We start from the raw sequence: 15,881 nt of genomic DNA on the forward strand, positions 1-15,881 counted from the left end.
GAGCATCCCCCGCCCCGTCGGTCACCGCGCGGCCCGCTCCGCAGCGAGACCCTGGCGACGGAGCACGATCGCCTGGCGGATGTAGTCCAATCCGGTGACGACGGTCAGCACGACCGCGATCGCCATCACCCAGAAGCGCATCGTCGCCAGCGCGCCGGTCAGTGCGAGGACGTACATGCCCACGGCAGTGCCCTGGGCCAGCGTCTTCAGCTTGCCGCCGCGGCTGGCCGGAATGACCCCGTACCGGATGACCCAGAAGCGCAGCAGCGTAATCCCGAGCTCCCGTCCGAGGATCACCCCGGTCACCCACCATGGGAGGTCGCCCAGCCAGGAGAGGCAGATCAGCGCCGACCCCATGATCGCCTTGTCGGCGATGGGGTCGGCGATCTTGCCGAAGTCCGTGACCAGGTTGTACGTACGGGCCAGGTGCCCGTCGAAGATGTCCGTGATCATCGCGACGGCGAACGCCGCCCAGGCCCAGGCCCGCCACGCCGGGTCGTAGCCGCCGTCGGCGAGCAGCAGCAGGACGAATCCCGGCACCAGCACGAGCCGGATCATCGTCAGGATGTTGGCGATGTTCCACAGGCTGGCCTGATCGACCGCCGCAGCCCCCAGCTTCGCGCCGGGGACCGGCCGGCGGCCGGTCCCGCCCGCCGCAGATGCCGGGACACCGGTCATCCGGCCGCCTCCTCGAAGTCCAGGTCCAGGGGCTCGGCCACGAGGTCCACTCCCAGGCTGCCGACCACCTTCGCCGTGACGATACGCCCGGGAACCAGGCCCGTGCCGTCCGTGAAGACGACCTGGCCGTCGGTTTCGGGGGCCTGGTGCGCGGCGCGCCCGTAGGCGCCCTCGCCGTCCTCCGCCTCGTCGAACGGGACGACCGTCTCCACGAGCACTTCCAGGGTCTCGCCGATCCGCTCCTCCGCACGCTGGGCGGTGAGCTCCTCGGCGAGCCGCTGCATGTGCGCCAGGCGCTCGGCGATCGTGTCCTCGTCCAGCTTGTTCTCGTAGGTGACGGCCTCGGTGCCGTCCTCGTCGGAGTAGCCGAAGACGCCGATCGCATCGAGGCGGGCGTGGGTGAGGAAACGCTCCAGCTCGGCGAAGTCGGCTTCCGTCTCGCCGGGGAAGCCGACGATGAAGTTGGATCGGACGCCGGCCTGCGGAGCCTTGGAGCGGATGGTGTCGAGCAGCTCCAGGAAGCGGTCGGTGTCACCGAAGCGGCGCATCGCGCGCAGCACGTCGGGGGCCGAGTGCTGGAAGGACAGGTCGAAGTACGGCGCGACCTTGGGGGTCGAGGTCAGCACGTCGATCAGGCCCGGGCGCATCTCGGCGGGCTGCAGGTAGCTGACCCGGACGCGCTCGATCCCGTCGACGGCGGCGAGCTCGGGCAGCAGGGTCTCCAGCAGCCGGATGTCGCCGAGGTCCTTGCCGTACGAGGTGTTGTTCTCGGAGACCAGCATGATCTCCTTGACGCCCTGCTCGGCGAGCCAGCGGGTCTCGCCCAGCACGTCGCCGGGGCGGCGGGAGATGAAGGACCCGCGGAAGGACGGGATGGCACAGAAGGAGCAGCGCCGGTCACAGCCGGAGGCCAGCTTGACCGAGGCCACCGGGCTCTTGCCCAGGCGGCGGCGCAGCGGGGCGCGCGGGCCGGAGGCGGGAGCGACACCCTCGGGCAGGTCCGCGGGGGCCTCGGCGGGCTCCTCGGCGGGCGCCTGGGCGTGCCCGGGGAGGGCGACGTCGGCGGCCTGGCGCGCGGCGGGGCTGATCGGCAGCAGCTGGCGGCGGTCGCGCGGGGTGTGGGCTTCGACACTGCCCCCGCTGAGGATGACCTGGAGGCGGTTGGAGATGTCGGCGTAGTCGTCGAAGCCGAGGACCCCGTCGGCCTCGGGAAGGGCCTCGGCGAGCTCCTTGCCGTAGCGCTCGGCCATGCAGCCGACCGCGACGACGGCCTGGGTCTTGCCGTGATCCTTGAGATCGTTGGCTTCCAGCAGGGCGTCTACGGAGTCCTTCTTGGCGGCTTCGACGAAGCCACAGGTGTTGACGACGGCTACGTCCGCTTCGGCGGCGTCCTCGACGAGCTCCCAGCCATCCGCCGCCAAGCGGCCTGCGAGCTCCTCCGAGTCCACCTCGTTACGGGCGCAGCCAAGAGTGACAAGGGCGACGGTACGGCGTTCGGGCATGGACTCAAGACTACTTCGTCCCGGCGCCGGCCCCCGCCGCGCGTCCCCGCACATCAAGATCCCCGGGGTGCGCGGAGCGCCCCGGGGATCTCGGTCCTCGCCCGCCGCCCTGGGGCGGCGCCTCGGTCAGCCCGCCTGCGGCTGGCCCTGGGAGGGGTCTTCCTTGGTGTAGGTGAGGCGTTCCACCTGGCCTCGCTGGAAGTCGTCCTTGATCTCCTTGCCGTTCACGAAGAGCTTCACGGCCCCGGCGTCGCCGAGCACGAGGTCGACGGACTCCTTGTCCGTGAAGGTCTTCGACTCGCCCCGGACGAGGGTGCCGTCGAAGAGGAGCCGGCCCGTGGAGTCCTTCGCGGAAATCCAGCTCTCGCCCGTGTCGGCCGTCAGGACGACCGTGACGAGGTCCTTGGGCGCGGCGGCGATGGCGCTGTCGGAGGGGTCCGGCTGGGCGGCCGACGGAGCCTGGGAGGGCAGCGCGGCCGGCTTGCCGCCGGTCTGCTTGGGTGCGGGCTTGGGGGAGGCGGATCCTTCCGCCACCGGGCGCTTTTCCTTCTCGCCTCCGCCGCTGAAGGCGGTGAAGCCCACGAAGCCGATCACGGCGACGATGGCCGCGACCATGGCCGCGGTCCAATTGGGCCGCTGGCGCTCGGGGCGGATCCGCTCCGCCTCGAACATCGGCGCGGCGGGCGTGGGTGCCGGCCGGCCGCCGTGGGCCGCGTCGTAGCTGTCGACCAGCGGTGCCGGGTCGAGGTGGACGGCGCGGGCGAGCGTACGGATGTGGCCGCGGGCGTAGACGTCGCCGCCGCACCGCGTGAAGTCGTCCTCTTCGATCGCGTGCACGATCGGGATGCGCACGCGGGTGAGGGAACTGACGTCGTCGACTGTGAGCCCGGCGGCGATCCGGGCCTTCTTGAGGGCCGACCCGATGGACGGCTCTTCGACGGAACGTTCGACGAGACGGTCCTCGGACCGGTCGTCGGTCGAAGGCCGCTCTTCTTCGGGGGAGTTGGAGTTGCCGATGGACACAAGGGCGCCTTTCGAGCGTGTAGCCACCTGCTGGATGTCCAGTCTAGGGGGGTGACGAAAGGGTGGAGCAACCGGAGGGTGCCCTTCCTACGCCATACGAATGGCGACGGGAGGTCCCCTTCGGCGTGGCGGCCCGACACCGTACGCGAGTCGTGCGCGCAGCCGCCCCTCCGTTCAACTTGACGCGGGCCCAGGGGAAACGGTTGCCCGCGATTTCACTACGAATCCGTCTCGCCCCGGATGACCGCGAGCACGCCGTCCAGGTCGTCGGCCTTCAGCAGGACGTCACGCGCCTTCGAACCCTCGCTCGGCCCGACGATGCCCCGCGACTCCATGAGGTCCATGAGCCGACCGGCCTTCGCGAAGCCCACCCGCAGCTTGCGCTGGAGCATCGAGGTGGAGCCGAACTGCGTGGTGACGACGAGCTCCGCCGCCTGGCACAACAGGTCCAGGTCGTCGCCGATCTCCTCGTCGATCTCCTTCTTCTGCTTCTGCCCCACGGTGACGTCGTCTCGGAAGACGGGCGCCATCTGGTCCTTGCAGTGCGTGACGATCCCGGCGATCTCCTCCTCGGTGACGAAGGCGCCCTGGAGGCGGACGGGCTTGTTCGCCCCCATCGGCAGGAACAACCCGTCCCCCTTGCCGATGAGCTTCTCGGCACCGGGCTGGTCGAGGATGACCCGGCTGTCGGCCAGCGAGGAGGTCGCGAAGGCGAGGCGCGAGGGCACATTCGCCTTGATCAGTCCCGTGACCACGTCGACCGAGGGCCGCTGGGTGGCCAGCACCAGGTGGATGCCGGCGGCGCGGGCCAGCTGGGTGATGCGGACGATCGAGTCCTCGACGTCGCGCGGGGCCACCATCATCAGGTCGGCCAGCTCGTCGACGATCACCAGCAGGTACGGGTAGGGGCTGAGCTCGCGCTCGCTGCCTGGCGGGAGCTTGATCTTCCCGTCCCGGATGGCCTGGTTGAAGTCGTCGATGTGCCGGTAGCCGAAGGCGGCCAGGTCGTCATAGCGCAGGTCCATCTCGCGCACGACCCACTGAAGTGCCTCGGCAGCCCGCTTGGGGTTGGTGATGATCGGCGTGATCAGGTGCGGGATGCCCTCGTACGCCGTCAGCTCGACCCGCTTGGGGTCGACGAGGACCATCCGGACGTCCTCCGGGGTGGCCCGGACCATGATCGAGGTGATCAAGCAGTTGATGCAGGAGGACTTGCCGGAGCCCGTCGCACCGGCGACCAGTACGTGGGGCATCTTGGCGAGGTTGGCCATGACGTAGCCACCCTCGACGTCCTTGCCGAGCGCGACCAGCATCGGGTGGTCGTCCTCGGCCGCGTCCGCGAGGCGCAGTACGTCGCCCAGGTTGACCATCTCACGGTCGGTGTTGGGAATCTCGATGCCGACCGCGGACTTGCCCGGGATCGGACTGATGATGCGCACGTCGGGGCTGGCCACGGCGTAGGCGATGTTCTTGGTCAGCGCGGTGATCCGCTCGACCTTGACGGCCGCGCCGAGGGTGACCTCGTAGCGGGTGACCGTCGGGCCCCGGGTGAAGCCGGTGACGTCGGCGTCCACCTTGAACTCGGTGAAGACGTTGCGCAGGGAGGCCACCACGGCGTCGTTGGCGGCGCTGCGGGTCTTGCCCGGACCGCCCTTCTCCAGCAGGTCCAGCGAGGGCAGGGAGTAGGTGATGTCCCCGCGCAGCTGGAGCTGCTCGGCGCGGGGCGGCAGCGGCTGGGCCTCCGGCGGGGCCTTGGTCAGGTCGGGCACCGCCAGCGTTCCGGAGGCCGCGGCGGTGGTGGCGTGCGGCTGCTCGGCACTCTCGGGCGCGGCCGACGGTGCGGCGGTCCCGGCGGAGAGCCCGCCGCGGGCGGTCGGCACCGGGGCGGTGACCTCCACGCCCTCCCGCTCGGCGGTGATCCCGTGCGTGAGGTCGGCGACGAGCGGGGAGGGCGGCATGCCGCCGTAGACCGCTCCATCCAGTGCCGCGGCGGCGGCCGCGGCCACGTCGACGGCGTCCATCTCCCGGTCGATCGCCGGACGTGCGGCGGCCTTGCGCGGCCGGCGCCGCCGGGCCAGCGCCTCCTCCTCGGCGGCGTCCGCGGGGTCGCCGGAACCCTCGGGCGCCCCCGAGCGGGCCCGCCACTGCTCGGGGTCGTGCCGGGCGGCGGGCCCGCCCGCGGCCTCCCCGTAGCCCTCGTCGTACTCGTTCGGCGCGACGATCCCGAGCCGGATGCCGAGCCGGCGCAGCCGCTGCGGGATCGCGTTGACCGGGGTCGCGGTGACCACGAGCAGCCCGAAGACCGTCAGCAGCACCAGCATGGGCACGGCCAGCGGGGCACCCATGGTGAAGATCAGTGGCTTGGAGGCGGCCCAGCCGATGAGCCCGCCGGCGTTCTGCATGGCGGTGGTGCCCTCGTCGCGGCCGGGTGCCCCGCAGGCGATGTGGACCAGGCCCAGGACACCGACCACGAGGGCGGACAGCCCGATGCCGATCCGGCCGTTGGCGTCGGCCTGGTCGGGGTGGCGGATGAAACGCACCGCCATGACGCCGAGCAGCATCGGCACGAGCAGGTCCAGCCGCCCGAAGAGCCCGGTGATCAGCATGGTCACCAGGTCTCCGACGGGACCGCTCAGGTTCGACCAGGTACCGGCGGCGACGATCAGGGCGAGCGCGAGGAGGAGCAGCGCCACCCCGTCCTTGCGGTGGGCGGGGTCGAGGTTCCTGGCTCCCTGGCCGAGCCCGCGGAAGACCGCGCCGACCGCGTGGGCGCACCCCAGCCACAGGGCCCGCACCAGTCGCAGCACGCCGCTCGTCGGAGACGGCACGGGCTTGGCCGCGGCCTTCTTCGCCGGGGCGCGCCGTGCGGCCGCGGCCTTCTTCGCCGGGGGCTTGCGTGCCGGGGCGGCCTTCTTCGCGGGCGCCGTCGTACGGCCGGTGCGGCCCTTCGCGGTGCCCGCGGTGCTCGGGGAACCCTTGCCGGACGTACGTGAGGCCATGGGCCGAGGTTACCGGTGCGCGCGCCGGTGGACACGCGTGCCCACCCCTTCACCCGATCGTGTCGTCGTCCGGGTGGGCACTTTGACGGCCCGCCAGGCCGGACGCGAGCACGGTCAGTTCTGCGAGGGCAGCGCCGGAGCCCCTCCGGCGCTGCCGGGCTCCAGCGCGTCGAGTGCCCGGCGCAGTCCGGTGAGTTTGCGTTCCAGATGGGCCGCGGTCGCCACGACCCCGGCATCGGCCGCATCCTCGCCGAGTTGCTTGCTCAGCGCTTCGGCCTGCTCCTCGACCGCCGCGAGCCGTGCGGAGAGCTCGGCCAGCAGGCCCGCCGCCTCCTTGCCTGCGTCCACGCCGTTGGAGCTGCTGCCTTCCAGCTGGAGCCTCAGCAGGGCCGCTTGCTCCCGCAGTTGGCAGTTCTTCGTGTAGAGCTCCACGAACACGGAGACCTTCGCCCGCAGCACCCACGGGTCGAACGGCTTGGAGATGTAGTCGACCGCGCCCGCCGCGTAACCACGGAAGGTGTGGTGCGGACCGTGGTTGATCGCGGTGAGGAAGATGATCGGGATGTCCCGGGTCCGCTCCCGCCGCTTGATGTGCGCGGCCGTCTCGAATCCGTCCATACCGGGCATCTGGACATCCAGCAGGATGACCGCGAAATCGTCCGTGAGTAGCGCTTTGAGCGCCTCCTCCCCCGACGACGCCCGGACCAGTGTCTGATCGAGCGCGGAGAGGATGGCCTCCAGCGCCAGCAGATTCTCCGGCCGGTCGTCGACCAGGAGGATCTTGGCCTTCTGCACCATGCCCTGTCCTCCTCGCCCCGGCATGGGGCCTCCCCGGCTCCTGGCACCGGCCTGTGCGCCGGGCCCCGCCCCAGAGGACGACACCCGTGCGCCGTCCGTCCTTGTGCCGGTCATCGTAGCCCCAGTCCCGAGATCGCCACACCCTGTCACCAAGATGTCACTGTGCACGAAGCGGAAACGCTGTGGGAGAGCAGAAGGTTCCCCGTTCGCCGCTCTCCCACACCACCGCGGCGGCAGCAGGTCGGTCGCCGCCGCGGTTCCGCTTCCCTCCGGTCACTTGCCCCGCATCCACTGCTCCATGACGGACAGCAGGTAGTCGGGGTCGACCGGCTTGGTGACGTAGTCGGAAGCACCCGAGTCGATCGCCTTCTCCCGGTCCCCCTTCATCGCCTTGGCCGTCAGCGCGATGATCGGCAGGCCGGCGAACTGCGGCATCCGCCGGATCGCCGAGGTCGTGGCGTACCCGTCCATCTCGGGCATCATGATGTCCATCAGCACGACCTTCACGTCGTCGTGCTGCTCCAGCACCTCGATGCCCTCCCGCCCGTTCTCCGCGTACAGCACCACCAGCCCGTGCTGCTCCAGCACGCTGGTGAGCGCGAAGACGTTGCGGACGTCGTCGTCCACGATGAGCACCCGCTCACTGCGGAAGTCGTACGTCCGCGCCACCGCCGGAAGCTCCTCCTGCGCAGCGTCCCAGCCGCCCTCGGCGCCCGCCGCGTTCGGCTGCCCCGGCACCGCCGTACGCGGCTCCGGGCCGCCCAGCGCCTTGCGGCGGCGGCGGAACAGCGCAGCCCCACCGCCCTGCCCCGCCGCGGCCTCCGCCGGAGCGGGCGGCACCGGCTGAGGCTGCGCCGCCGGTGCGTCCGCGGGCGCGGCCGGCAGCCCGGGCCGCGCCCCGTCGAGGGACCGCCGGTACAGCTCGCCGCGAGCTCCCCCCGGCGTGGGCGGCGCGTAGCCCTGCGGCGGCAGCTCGCTCGGGTGCAGCGGAAGGTACAGCGTGAAGGTGGAGCCGCGGCCCGGCTCGCTCGCCGCATGGATCTCCCCACCCAGCAGCCGGGCGATCTCGCGGCTGATGGACAGCCCGAGCCCGGTGCCGCCGTACTTGCGGCTCGTGGTCCCGTCCGCCTGCTTGAAGGCTTCGAAGATCACCAGCATCTTGCCGGCCGCGATCCCGATGCCGGTGTCGGTGACCGAGAAGGCGATCAGGTCCCCGTCCGCCTCCCGCAGCGAACCAGCCTCCAGCAGCTGCTCACGGATCTCGGCGGGCACATCGGCCCCGGCGGGCCGGATCACCAGCTCCACCGCACCGGTGTCGGTGAACTTCACCGCGTTCGACAGCAGGTTGCGCAGCACCTGGAGCAGCCGCTGCTCGTCGGTGTGCAGGGTCGCGGGGAGCTCCGGGGAGACCCGTACCGAGAAGTCGAGACCCTTCTCCGCCGTCAGCGGCCGGAAGGTCGCCTCCACGTAGTCCACGAGCTGGACCAGCGCGATCCGGGTCGGCGAGACGTCCATCTTCCCGGCCTCGACCTTCGACAGGTCGAGGATGTCGTTGATCAGCTGGAGCAGGTCCGAGCCCGCGCCGTGGATGGTCTCGGCGAATTCCACCTGCTTCGGCGACAGGTTCTCGTCCGCGTTGTCGGCGAGCAGCTTGGCCAGGATCAGCAGCGAGTTCAGGGGCGTGCGCAGCTCGTGCGACATGTTCGCCAGGAACTCGGACTTGTAGCGCATCGAGACCGCCAGCTGCTCGGCGCGCTCCTCCAGGACCTGCCGGGCCTCCTCGATCTCGGTGTTCTTCACCTCGATGTCCCGGTTCTGCTGCGCCAGCAGTTCGGCCTTCTCCTCCAGCTCCGCGTTGGCGGCCTGCAGCGCCTTCTGCCGGTTCTCCAGCTCGTCGGAACGCTCGCGCAGCTGCTCGGTCATCTCCTGCGACTGCTTCAGCAGCATCTCCGTCTTGGAGTTGACGCTGATGGTGTTGACGCTCGTACCGATCATCTCGGCGATCTGGCTGAGGAAGTCCTTCTGGATCTGCGTGAAGGGCGTGAAGGACGCCAGCTCGATGACGCCGAGCACCTTCCCCTCGAACAGCACCGGCAGCACGATCACGTGCGCCGGCGGGGCCTCGCCGAGACCCGAGGAGATCTTCAGGTAGCCCGGCGGAGTGTTCTCGACCAGGATCGTCCGCTTCTCCTCGGCGACCGCCCCGATCAGTCCCTCCCCCGGCCGGAAGGAGAGGGGCATCTGTCCGCCCGCGTAGGCGTAGCTCCCGCGCATCCGCAGCTCGTACGCCCCGTTCGCGCCCCCGTCCGCACCGATCTCGGTGGCACCGCCGGCCGGCACCACCAGGAAGAAGGCCCCGTGCTGTGCGGAGACCACGGGCGTCAGCTCGCTCATGATCAGCGAGGCGACGTCGTCCAGGTCCCGGCGGCCCTGCATCAGTGCGGAGATGCGGGCCAGGTTGCCCTTGAGCCAGTCCTGCTCCTTGTTGGCCAGGGTGGTGTCCCGCAGGTTGACGATCATCGTGTTGATGTTGTCCTGGAGGGCCTGGATCTCCCCCGCCGCATCGACGTCGACCTTCAGGCTGAGGTCCCCGCGGGTCACCGCGGTCGCCACGGCCGCGATCGCGCGCACCTGGCGGGTGAGGTTGCCGGCCATCTCGTTCACGGACTCGGTCAGGTCCCGCCAGGTCCCGTCGACGTCCCGGACCCGGGCCTGGCCGCCCAGGATGCCCTCGGTACCCACCTCGCGGGCGACCCGCGTCACCTGCTCCGCGAAGGAGGACAACTGGTCGACCATCGTGTTGATGGTGGTCTTGAGCTCCAGGATCTCGCCCCGGGCGTCGATGTCGATCTTCTTGGTCATGTCGCCCTTGGCGATGGCGGTCGTGACCATCGCGATCTGCCGCACCTGGCCGGTGAGGTTGGACGCCATGAAGTTCACCGAGTCGGTGAGGTCCTTCCACGTGCCGGAGACACCCGGCACGTGCGCCTGACCGCCGAGGCGGCCCTCCGTACCCACCTCCCGGGCCACCCGGGTCACCTCGTCGGCGAACGACGACAGGGTCTTCACCATCGTGTTGACGGTGTCGGCGAGCTGCGCGACCTCGCCGCGCGCCTCGACCGTCACCTTCTTCGTCAGGTCGCCGTTGGCGACGGCCGCCGAGACCTGGGCGATCCCGCGCACCTGGGCCGTCAGGTTCCCGGCCATCGTGTTGACGTTATCGCTGAGGTCCTTCCAGATGCCGGTGACCCCCCGGACCCGGGCCTGGCCGCCCAGGATGCCCTCGGTACCCACCTCCCGGGCCACCCGCGTCACCTGCTCCGCGAAGGACGACAGCTGGTCGACCATCGTGTTGACGGTCGTGACGAGTTCGAGGATCTCGCCCTTGGCATCGACGGTGATCTTCTTGGAGAGGTCGCCCATCGCGACCGCCGTCGTCACCTCGGCGATGTTGCGCACCTGCGAGGTCAGGTTGTTCGCCATGAAGTTGACGGACTGGGTGAGGTCCTTCCAGGTGCCGGAGACACCCTTGACCTCGGCCTGACCGCCGAGGATGCCCTCGGTGCCCACCTCCCGGGCCACCCGGGTCACCTGCTCGGCGAAGTTCGAGAGCTGGTCGACCATCGTGTTGAGGGTGTTCTTCAGCTCCAGGATCTCGCCCCGGGCGTCCACGTCGATCTTCTGCGACAGGTCGCCCCGCGCCACCGCCGTGGCGACCTGGGCGATGTTGCGCACCTGCGAGGTCAGGTTCCCGGCCATGCCGTTCACCGAGTCCGTCAGGTCGCGCCAGACACCGGCCACGCCGGGCACCTGCGCCTGACCACCCAGGCGGCCTTCCGTACCCACGTCCCGGGCCACCCGCGTCACCTGCTCGGCGAAGGCGGAGAGCTGGTCGACCATCGTGTTGATGGTGTTCTTCAGCTCCAGGATCTCGCCCCGGGCGTCCACGTCGATCTTCTGCGACAGGTCGCCCCGCGCCACCGCCGTGGTCACCTGCGCGATCTGGCGCACCTGCGAGGTGAGGTTGCCGGCCATGAAGTTGACGGAGTCCGTGAGCTCCTTCCAGGTGCCCGAGACCCCCTCGACCCTGGCCTGACCGCCGAGCCGGCCCTCCGTGCCCACGTCCCGCGCCATCCGCGTGACCTGGTCCGCGAACGAGGAGAGCTGGTCCACCATCGTGTTGACGGTGTTCTTCAGCTGGAGCATCTCGCCGGAGACGTCCACCGTGACCTTCTGGGACAGGTCGCCGTTCGCCACCGCCGTGGTCACCTGCGCGATGTTGCGGACCTGCCCGGTGAGGTTGCGGAAGGCGGTGTTCACCGAGTCGGTGAGGTCCTTCCAGGTCCCCGCCGCACCCGGCACCTGCGCCTGACCGCCCAGCTCGCCCTCGACGCCGATCTCACGGGCCACCCGGGTCACTTCCGCGCCGAAGGACTGGAGCTGGTCGACCATCGTGTTGACGGTGTTCTTCAGCTCCAGCATCTCGCCGGCGACATCGACCGTGACCTTCTGGGACAGATCGCCGTTCGCCACCGCCGTGGTCACCTGCGCGATGTCCCGCACCTGGGTGGTGAGGTTGCGGAAGACCGTGTTCACCGAGTCGGTGAGGTCCTTCCAGGTCCCCGCCGCACCCGGCACCTGCGCCTGACCGCCCAGCAGGCCCTTGGCACCGACCTCGCTGGCCACCCGCGTCACCTCGTCCGCGAAGGTGCGCAGCGTCTCCGTCATCTGGTTGATCGTTTCGGCCAGCTGCGCGACCTCGCCGCGCGCGCTGACCCGCACCTTCTGCGACAGGTCGCCGTTGGCGACCGCCGTCGTCACCTGGGCGATCCCGCGCACCTGGGCCGTCAGGTTCCCGGCCATCGTGTTGACGGAGTCGGTCAGATCCTTCCACACGCCGGCGACCCCGGGCACCTTCGCCTGGCCGCCCAGCTCGCCCTCCGTGCCCACCTCGCGGGCGACCCTGGTCACCTCGGACGAGAAGGACGACAGCTGATCCACCATGGTGTTCACGGTGTTCTTCAGCTGGAGCATCTCACCGGCCACGTGCACCGTGACCTTGCGCGACAGGTCGCCCTTGGCGACCGCCGTCGTGACGAGGGCGATGTCACGCACCTGCGCGGTGAGCCGGTACGCCATCGTGTTGACGGAGTCGGTCAGATCCTTCCAGGAACCGGACATTCCGCGCACCTGGGCCTGACCGCCGAGCTTGCCCTCGGTGCCCACCTCCAGCGCCACGCGCGTCACCTCGTCGGTGAACGCCGACAACTGGTCGACCAGGTTGTTGACGGTGCGCCCGACCTTCAGGAACTCCCCGCGCAGCGGATGCCCCGCCCCCTCGGCGGCCTGGGTTCGCAGGTCCATCCGCTGGTCCAGGTCACCCTCGGCAACCGCCGACAGCACCCGTCCCACCTCGGACACCGGCCGGGCCAGATCGTCCACCAGCTGGTTGGAGGCGTCGATCGCGGCCGCCCAGGAGCCCTCGCAGGCACCCGTTTCCAGCCGTTCGCTCAGCTTCCCCTCACGGCCCACCATCCGCCGGACCCGGGACAGCTCCCCGGTCAGGTGGAGATTGCGGTCGGCGACCTCGTTGTAGACGGCGGCGATCTCCGCCATCACCCCGTCGCCCGACACCGTCAACCGCTTGCGGAAGTTTCCGTCCCGCATCGACACCAGGGCCGTGAGCAGCCGGTTCAGAGCGGCGGTATCGACTTCTGTCGTGCCGCCGCGCCGGGACCGCCCGCCCTTCGGCCGCGTCCCCGTACGCCGCACCACCGCGCCAGACTCCACCGTGTCCCTCCCGAAAGGGTCGACCGCCGTTCAACCGGACACCTGACTCATCACGAGCCGGCTCTGCAAGCCTGCCCAGTGTTTCACCCTGTCCGAACCCGGCCATAACACTTCGGCACCATCGCACACCGGTCGTACCCTGCGAGTGGATTCCCGGACGACGGCACCATGCCGTCCGCGAAGGTAAGTAACCTGGCAACCGATGTCCAACCGCGTCGAAGGAGATTCGTGATCACGGCACGGGCGGCTGCCAGCTTCGATCCTCTCGGGCGCTCGGTCGCCGCCGCTCGCGCGTTCGTCCGCGACACCCTGCAGGGCTGGGGGTTCGCGGACATCGTCGACGACGCGGTGGTCCTCACCAGCGAGCTCGTCACCAATGCCGTGGTCCACGCCGGAACCAGGGCCGAGGTCCTGTGCCTGCGCACCGAGGACGGTGTCCGGGTCGAGGTCGCCGACCGCTACCCGGAGCGCGAGCTGCCGCTGCGGCACCCCGGCGAGCGCCCGTACGCCGACCCGGACCGTGAGAACGGCCGCGGGCTGATGCTGTGCGCCGCACTGGCCACCCGCTGGGGCGTCGAGTACACCGCCACCCACAAGCACGTGTGGTTCCGCCTCGACCTGCCGGACCGGCCGGTCGGTACGCGCTCCGCCGGGCCCGTCGTCCCCGACCGGCTGCTTCCGCTCGCCGACAGCCGGGTCCGCGTCGCCGTCCTCCAGGTCGACTCGGCCGATACCGTCTCCGCCTGGAACGAGGACGCCGAGCACATCTTCGGGCACGCCGCCGAGAAGGCGGTCGGCCGCCCGCTCGCCGAGCTCGCCGCGTGGCCGCAAACCCCGGGCACCGGAACCGGCATCGCCGAGGCGCTGCGCCTGTCCCGCTGGGAGGGCAGCTACGGCGTCCGGGGAGCTGACGGCCGCGTCATCCCGGTCTACGCCTCGCACCTGCGCGTCCGGGACGCGCACGGCGAACCCTCCACCGTCTGCCTCCTCGTCCACGACGACGAGCGGGCCCTGCTCCAGAGCCCCGTACGGACGCCTTCCACCGACGGCGGCCACTTCGCCGAGCCCCGTGCCACCGACCCCTTCGAGGTCTTCATCGGCTCACCCGCCCCCGACGACCTCGACAGCCTGCTGCAGCGCACGGTCGAGCGGGCCCGCGACCTCCTCGACGCCGACTCCGCCTTCCTGCTCCTCGCCACCGACGACGAGACAGAGCTGGAGGTCCGGGCCACCACCGGTCTGCCGTCCACTCGCCAGCGCTTCGCCCGCGTCCCGGTCGAGGCCGGCACCAACCGCTACGGCTCTGCCCGGATGCCTGCCGTCCACGACGACCTCGTCGCCGTGCCCGGAGCGGTTCCGCTCCTGGAGTCCACCGGCATGCGCTCCGCGGTCACCGTCCCCCTCAAGGTCGAGGGGCGACTGACCGGCTCCCTGGGCGTGGCCGCCGAGAGCCCCGGCCGCTACTCGAACGAGGAGGCGCTCCACCTCCAGTTCGCCGCCGACCGCATCGCCCTGGCGGTGGAGTCCGCCCGCCTCGGCGAACTGGAGCGGCTGCGCCGCGGCTCCCTGTCCTTCCTCGTCGAGGCCTCCGACCTGCTGGCCGGCACCCTGGACCGGGACCAGACCCTGGCCCTCATGGCTCAGATGACCGTCCCGACGCTCGCCACGTGGTGCGCCGTCTACACCATCGCGGACCAGTCCTCGGACCCCTACCTCAGTTATGTCCTCCACGAGGACGAGGACCGCATCGACGGCCTGAAGGCCCTGCTGTCCCGGGTCAGTCCGCCCGAACCGGTCCGCGAGGCCGGCGCCCGCCCGTGGCCCGAGACCGCCCTTGCGGTCGGCGGCGAGACGGTGGTCCTGCCTCTCCTCGCCCGCAACCGCGTCATCGGGATGCTCACCCTCGGCAAGCCGCGGGAGGAGCACTTCCGCCAGGAGATCCTCGAACTCGCCGAGGACCTCTCCCGCCGGGCCGCCCTCGCCCTGGACAACGCCCGCCTCTACTCCGAGCGGACAGCGATCAGCCGGTCCCTGCAGCGCAGCCTGCTGCCGCCCGGCTCCCCCGCCATCCCCGGCATGGAGGTCGAGGTCATCTACCGCGCGGCCGGCGAGGGCAACGAGGTGGGCGGCGACTTCTACGACGTCTTCCCGATCCGCGACGGCGCCTACGGGTTCGCCATCGGCGACGTCTGCGGCACCGGCCCGGAGGCTGCCGCAGTGACCGGCCTGGCCCGGCACGCCCTGCGCCTCCTGGCCCGTGAGGGCCTCGGCGGCCCCGCCGTCCTGGAACGCCTGAACGCGGCCATCCTCGACGAGGGGGCGCGCAGCCGCTTCCTCACCCTCCTCTACGGCGAGCTCCATCCGCAGCCGGACGGCGGCGCCCTCATGAAGGTCGTCTGCGCGGGCCATCCGCTCCCGCTGCGCCTGCGCCCGAACGGCGAGGTCGACGCGGCCGCGGAGCCTCAGCCCCTGCTGGGTGTGATCGAGGACCTGGACCTGTACGAGCAGACCGTCACCCTCGATCCGGGCGACGTCCTGCTGTGTGTCACGGACGGCGTGACCGAGCGGCGCGAGGGCAGCCGCATGCTCGGCGATGACGGTCTCACGGAGGTCCTCACGACCTGCACGGGCCTGACCGCGGGTGCGGTGGCTTCGCGTGTCCTGCGCGCGGTGGAGCGCTTCGCGGCCGAGCCCGCCTCGGACGACATGGCGATCCTGGCCTTCCGCGTACCCCACCCCCGGGCCGGCGACTGACCGCGGTGCGTGCGTCGACGGTCACGGCATTGGCCTCGGTGCCTGTGCCGGCTTCCTCGTACGTGTTCCTCGACGCGATCCGCACACCGGAGGCCGTCATGAGGCCTGCTACGGAGCCACTAACGCAAAAAGGCCCCCGCCTGATGGCGGGGGCCTTTCTGTTGTGAGCCCTTTAACGGAATCGAACCGTTGACCTTCTCCTTACCATGGAGACGCTCTACCGACTGAGCTAAAAGGGCGGGTTGTTCGGCGGCGTCCTACTCTCCCACAGGGTCCCCCCTGCAGTACCATCGGCGCTGAAAGGCTTAGCTTCCGGGTTCGGAATGTAACCGGGCGT

Annotated in this window: 7 protein-coding genes, 1 tRNA gene and 1 rRNA gene; 1 reads left to right on the plus strand and 8 read right to left on the minus strand. The window is 70.7% G+C overall.

Translation table 11 applies throughout. The annotated features are described in order from the left end of the window. Positions 1-21: 21 nt before the first annotated feature. The 6 genes from pgsA to ACFW2G_RS24540 all read right to left on the minus strand — a co-directional run bounded on the left by pgsA (position 22) and on the right by ACFW2G_RS24540 (position 12,790). Complete coding sequence (gene pgsA / locus ACFW2G_RS24515) at positions 22-678, minus strand: CDP-diacylglycerol--glycerol-3-phosphate 3-phosphatidyltransferase (RefSeq protein ID WP_030029316.1); 657 nt, start codon at positions 676-678, stop codon at positions 22-24. Continuing rightward, the gene (rimO, locus tag ACFW2G_RS24520; RefSeq protein WP_052031344.1) at positions 675-2,180 is read right to left on the minus strand and encodes a 30S ribosomal protein S12 methylthiotransferase RimO; all 1,506 of its coding nucleotides are present in this window, start codon (positions 2,178-2,180) and stop codon (positions 675-677) included. The genes pgsA and rimO overlap by 4 nt, the downstream gene beginning before the upstream one ends. Positions 2,181-2,306: 126 nt before the next feature. Beyond that, the gene (locus ACFW2G_RS24525) at positions 2,307-3,203 is read right to left on the minus strand and encodes a helix-turn-helix domain-containing protein (protein WP_384453851.1); all 897 of its coding nucleotides are present in this window, start codon (positions 3,201-3,203) and stop codon (positions 2,307-2,309) included. 218 nt (positions 3,204-3,421) lie between these two features. Beyond that, positions 3,422-6,202 carry a DNA translocase FtsK gene (locus ACFW2G_RS24530; RefSeq protein WP_384453848.1) on the minus strand — a complete coding sequence of 927 codons (2,781 nt, stop codon included), beginning with the start codon at positions 6,200-6,202 and terminating at the stop codon, positions 3,422-3,424. A gap of 114 nt (positions 6,203-6,316) precedes the next feature. Then, positions 6,317-7,000 carry a two-component system response regulator gene (locus ACFW2G_RS24535; RefSeq protein ID WP_384453845.1) on the minus strand — a complete coding sequence of 228 codons (684 nt, stop codon included), beginning with the start codon at positions 6,998-7,000 and terminating at the stop codon, positions 6,317-6,319. A 273-nt stretch (positions 7,001-7,273) separates the two neighbouring features. After that, the gene (locus tag ACFW2G_RS24540) at positions 7,274-12,790 is read right to left on the minus strand and encodes a HAMP domain-containing protein (protein WP_384681049.1); all 5,517 of its coding nucleotides are present in this window, start codon (positions 12,788-12,790) and stop codon (positions 7,274-7,276) included. A gap of 168 nt (positions 12,791-12,958) precedes the next feature. On the opposite strand from ACFW2G_RS24540, the gene ACFW2G_RS24545 reads away from it, so the two are divergent. Beyond that, the gene (locus ACFW2G_RS24545) at positions 12,959-15,544 is read left to right on the plus strand and encodes a SpoIIE family protein phosphatase (RefSeq protein ID WP_384453836.1); all 2,586 of its coding nucleotides are present in this window, start codon (positions 12,959-12,961) and stop codon (positions 15,542-15,544) included. Between the two features lie 166 nt (positions 15,545-15,710). Here ACFW2G_RS24545 and ACFW2G_RS24550 read toward each other — a convergent pair. Both ACFW2G_RS24550 and rrf read right to left on the minus strand, forming a co-directional pair. Further along, positions 15,711-15,783: transfer RNA gene (locus tag ACFW2G_RS24550), tRNA-Thr, on the minus strand. A gap of 5 nt (positions 15,784-15,788) precedes the next feature. Then, a 5S ribosomal RNA gene (gene rrf / locus ACFW2G_RS24555) occupies positions 15,789-15,881 on the minus strand; the annotation flags it as partial.

The sequence above is a fragment of the Streptomyces sp. NPDC058880 genome, assembly GCF_042742535.1.
In the GTDB taxonomy this organism is placed as follows: domain Bacteria; phylum Actinomycetota; class Actinomycetes; order Streptomycetales; family Streptomycetaceae; genus Streptomyces.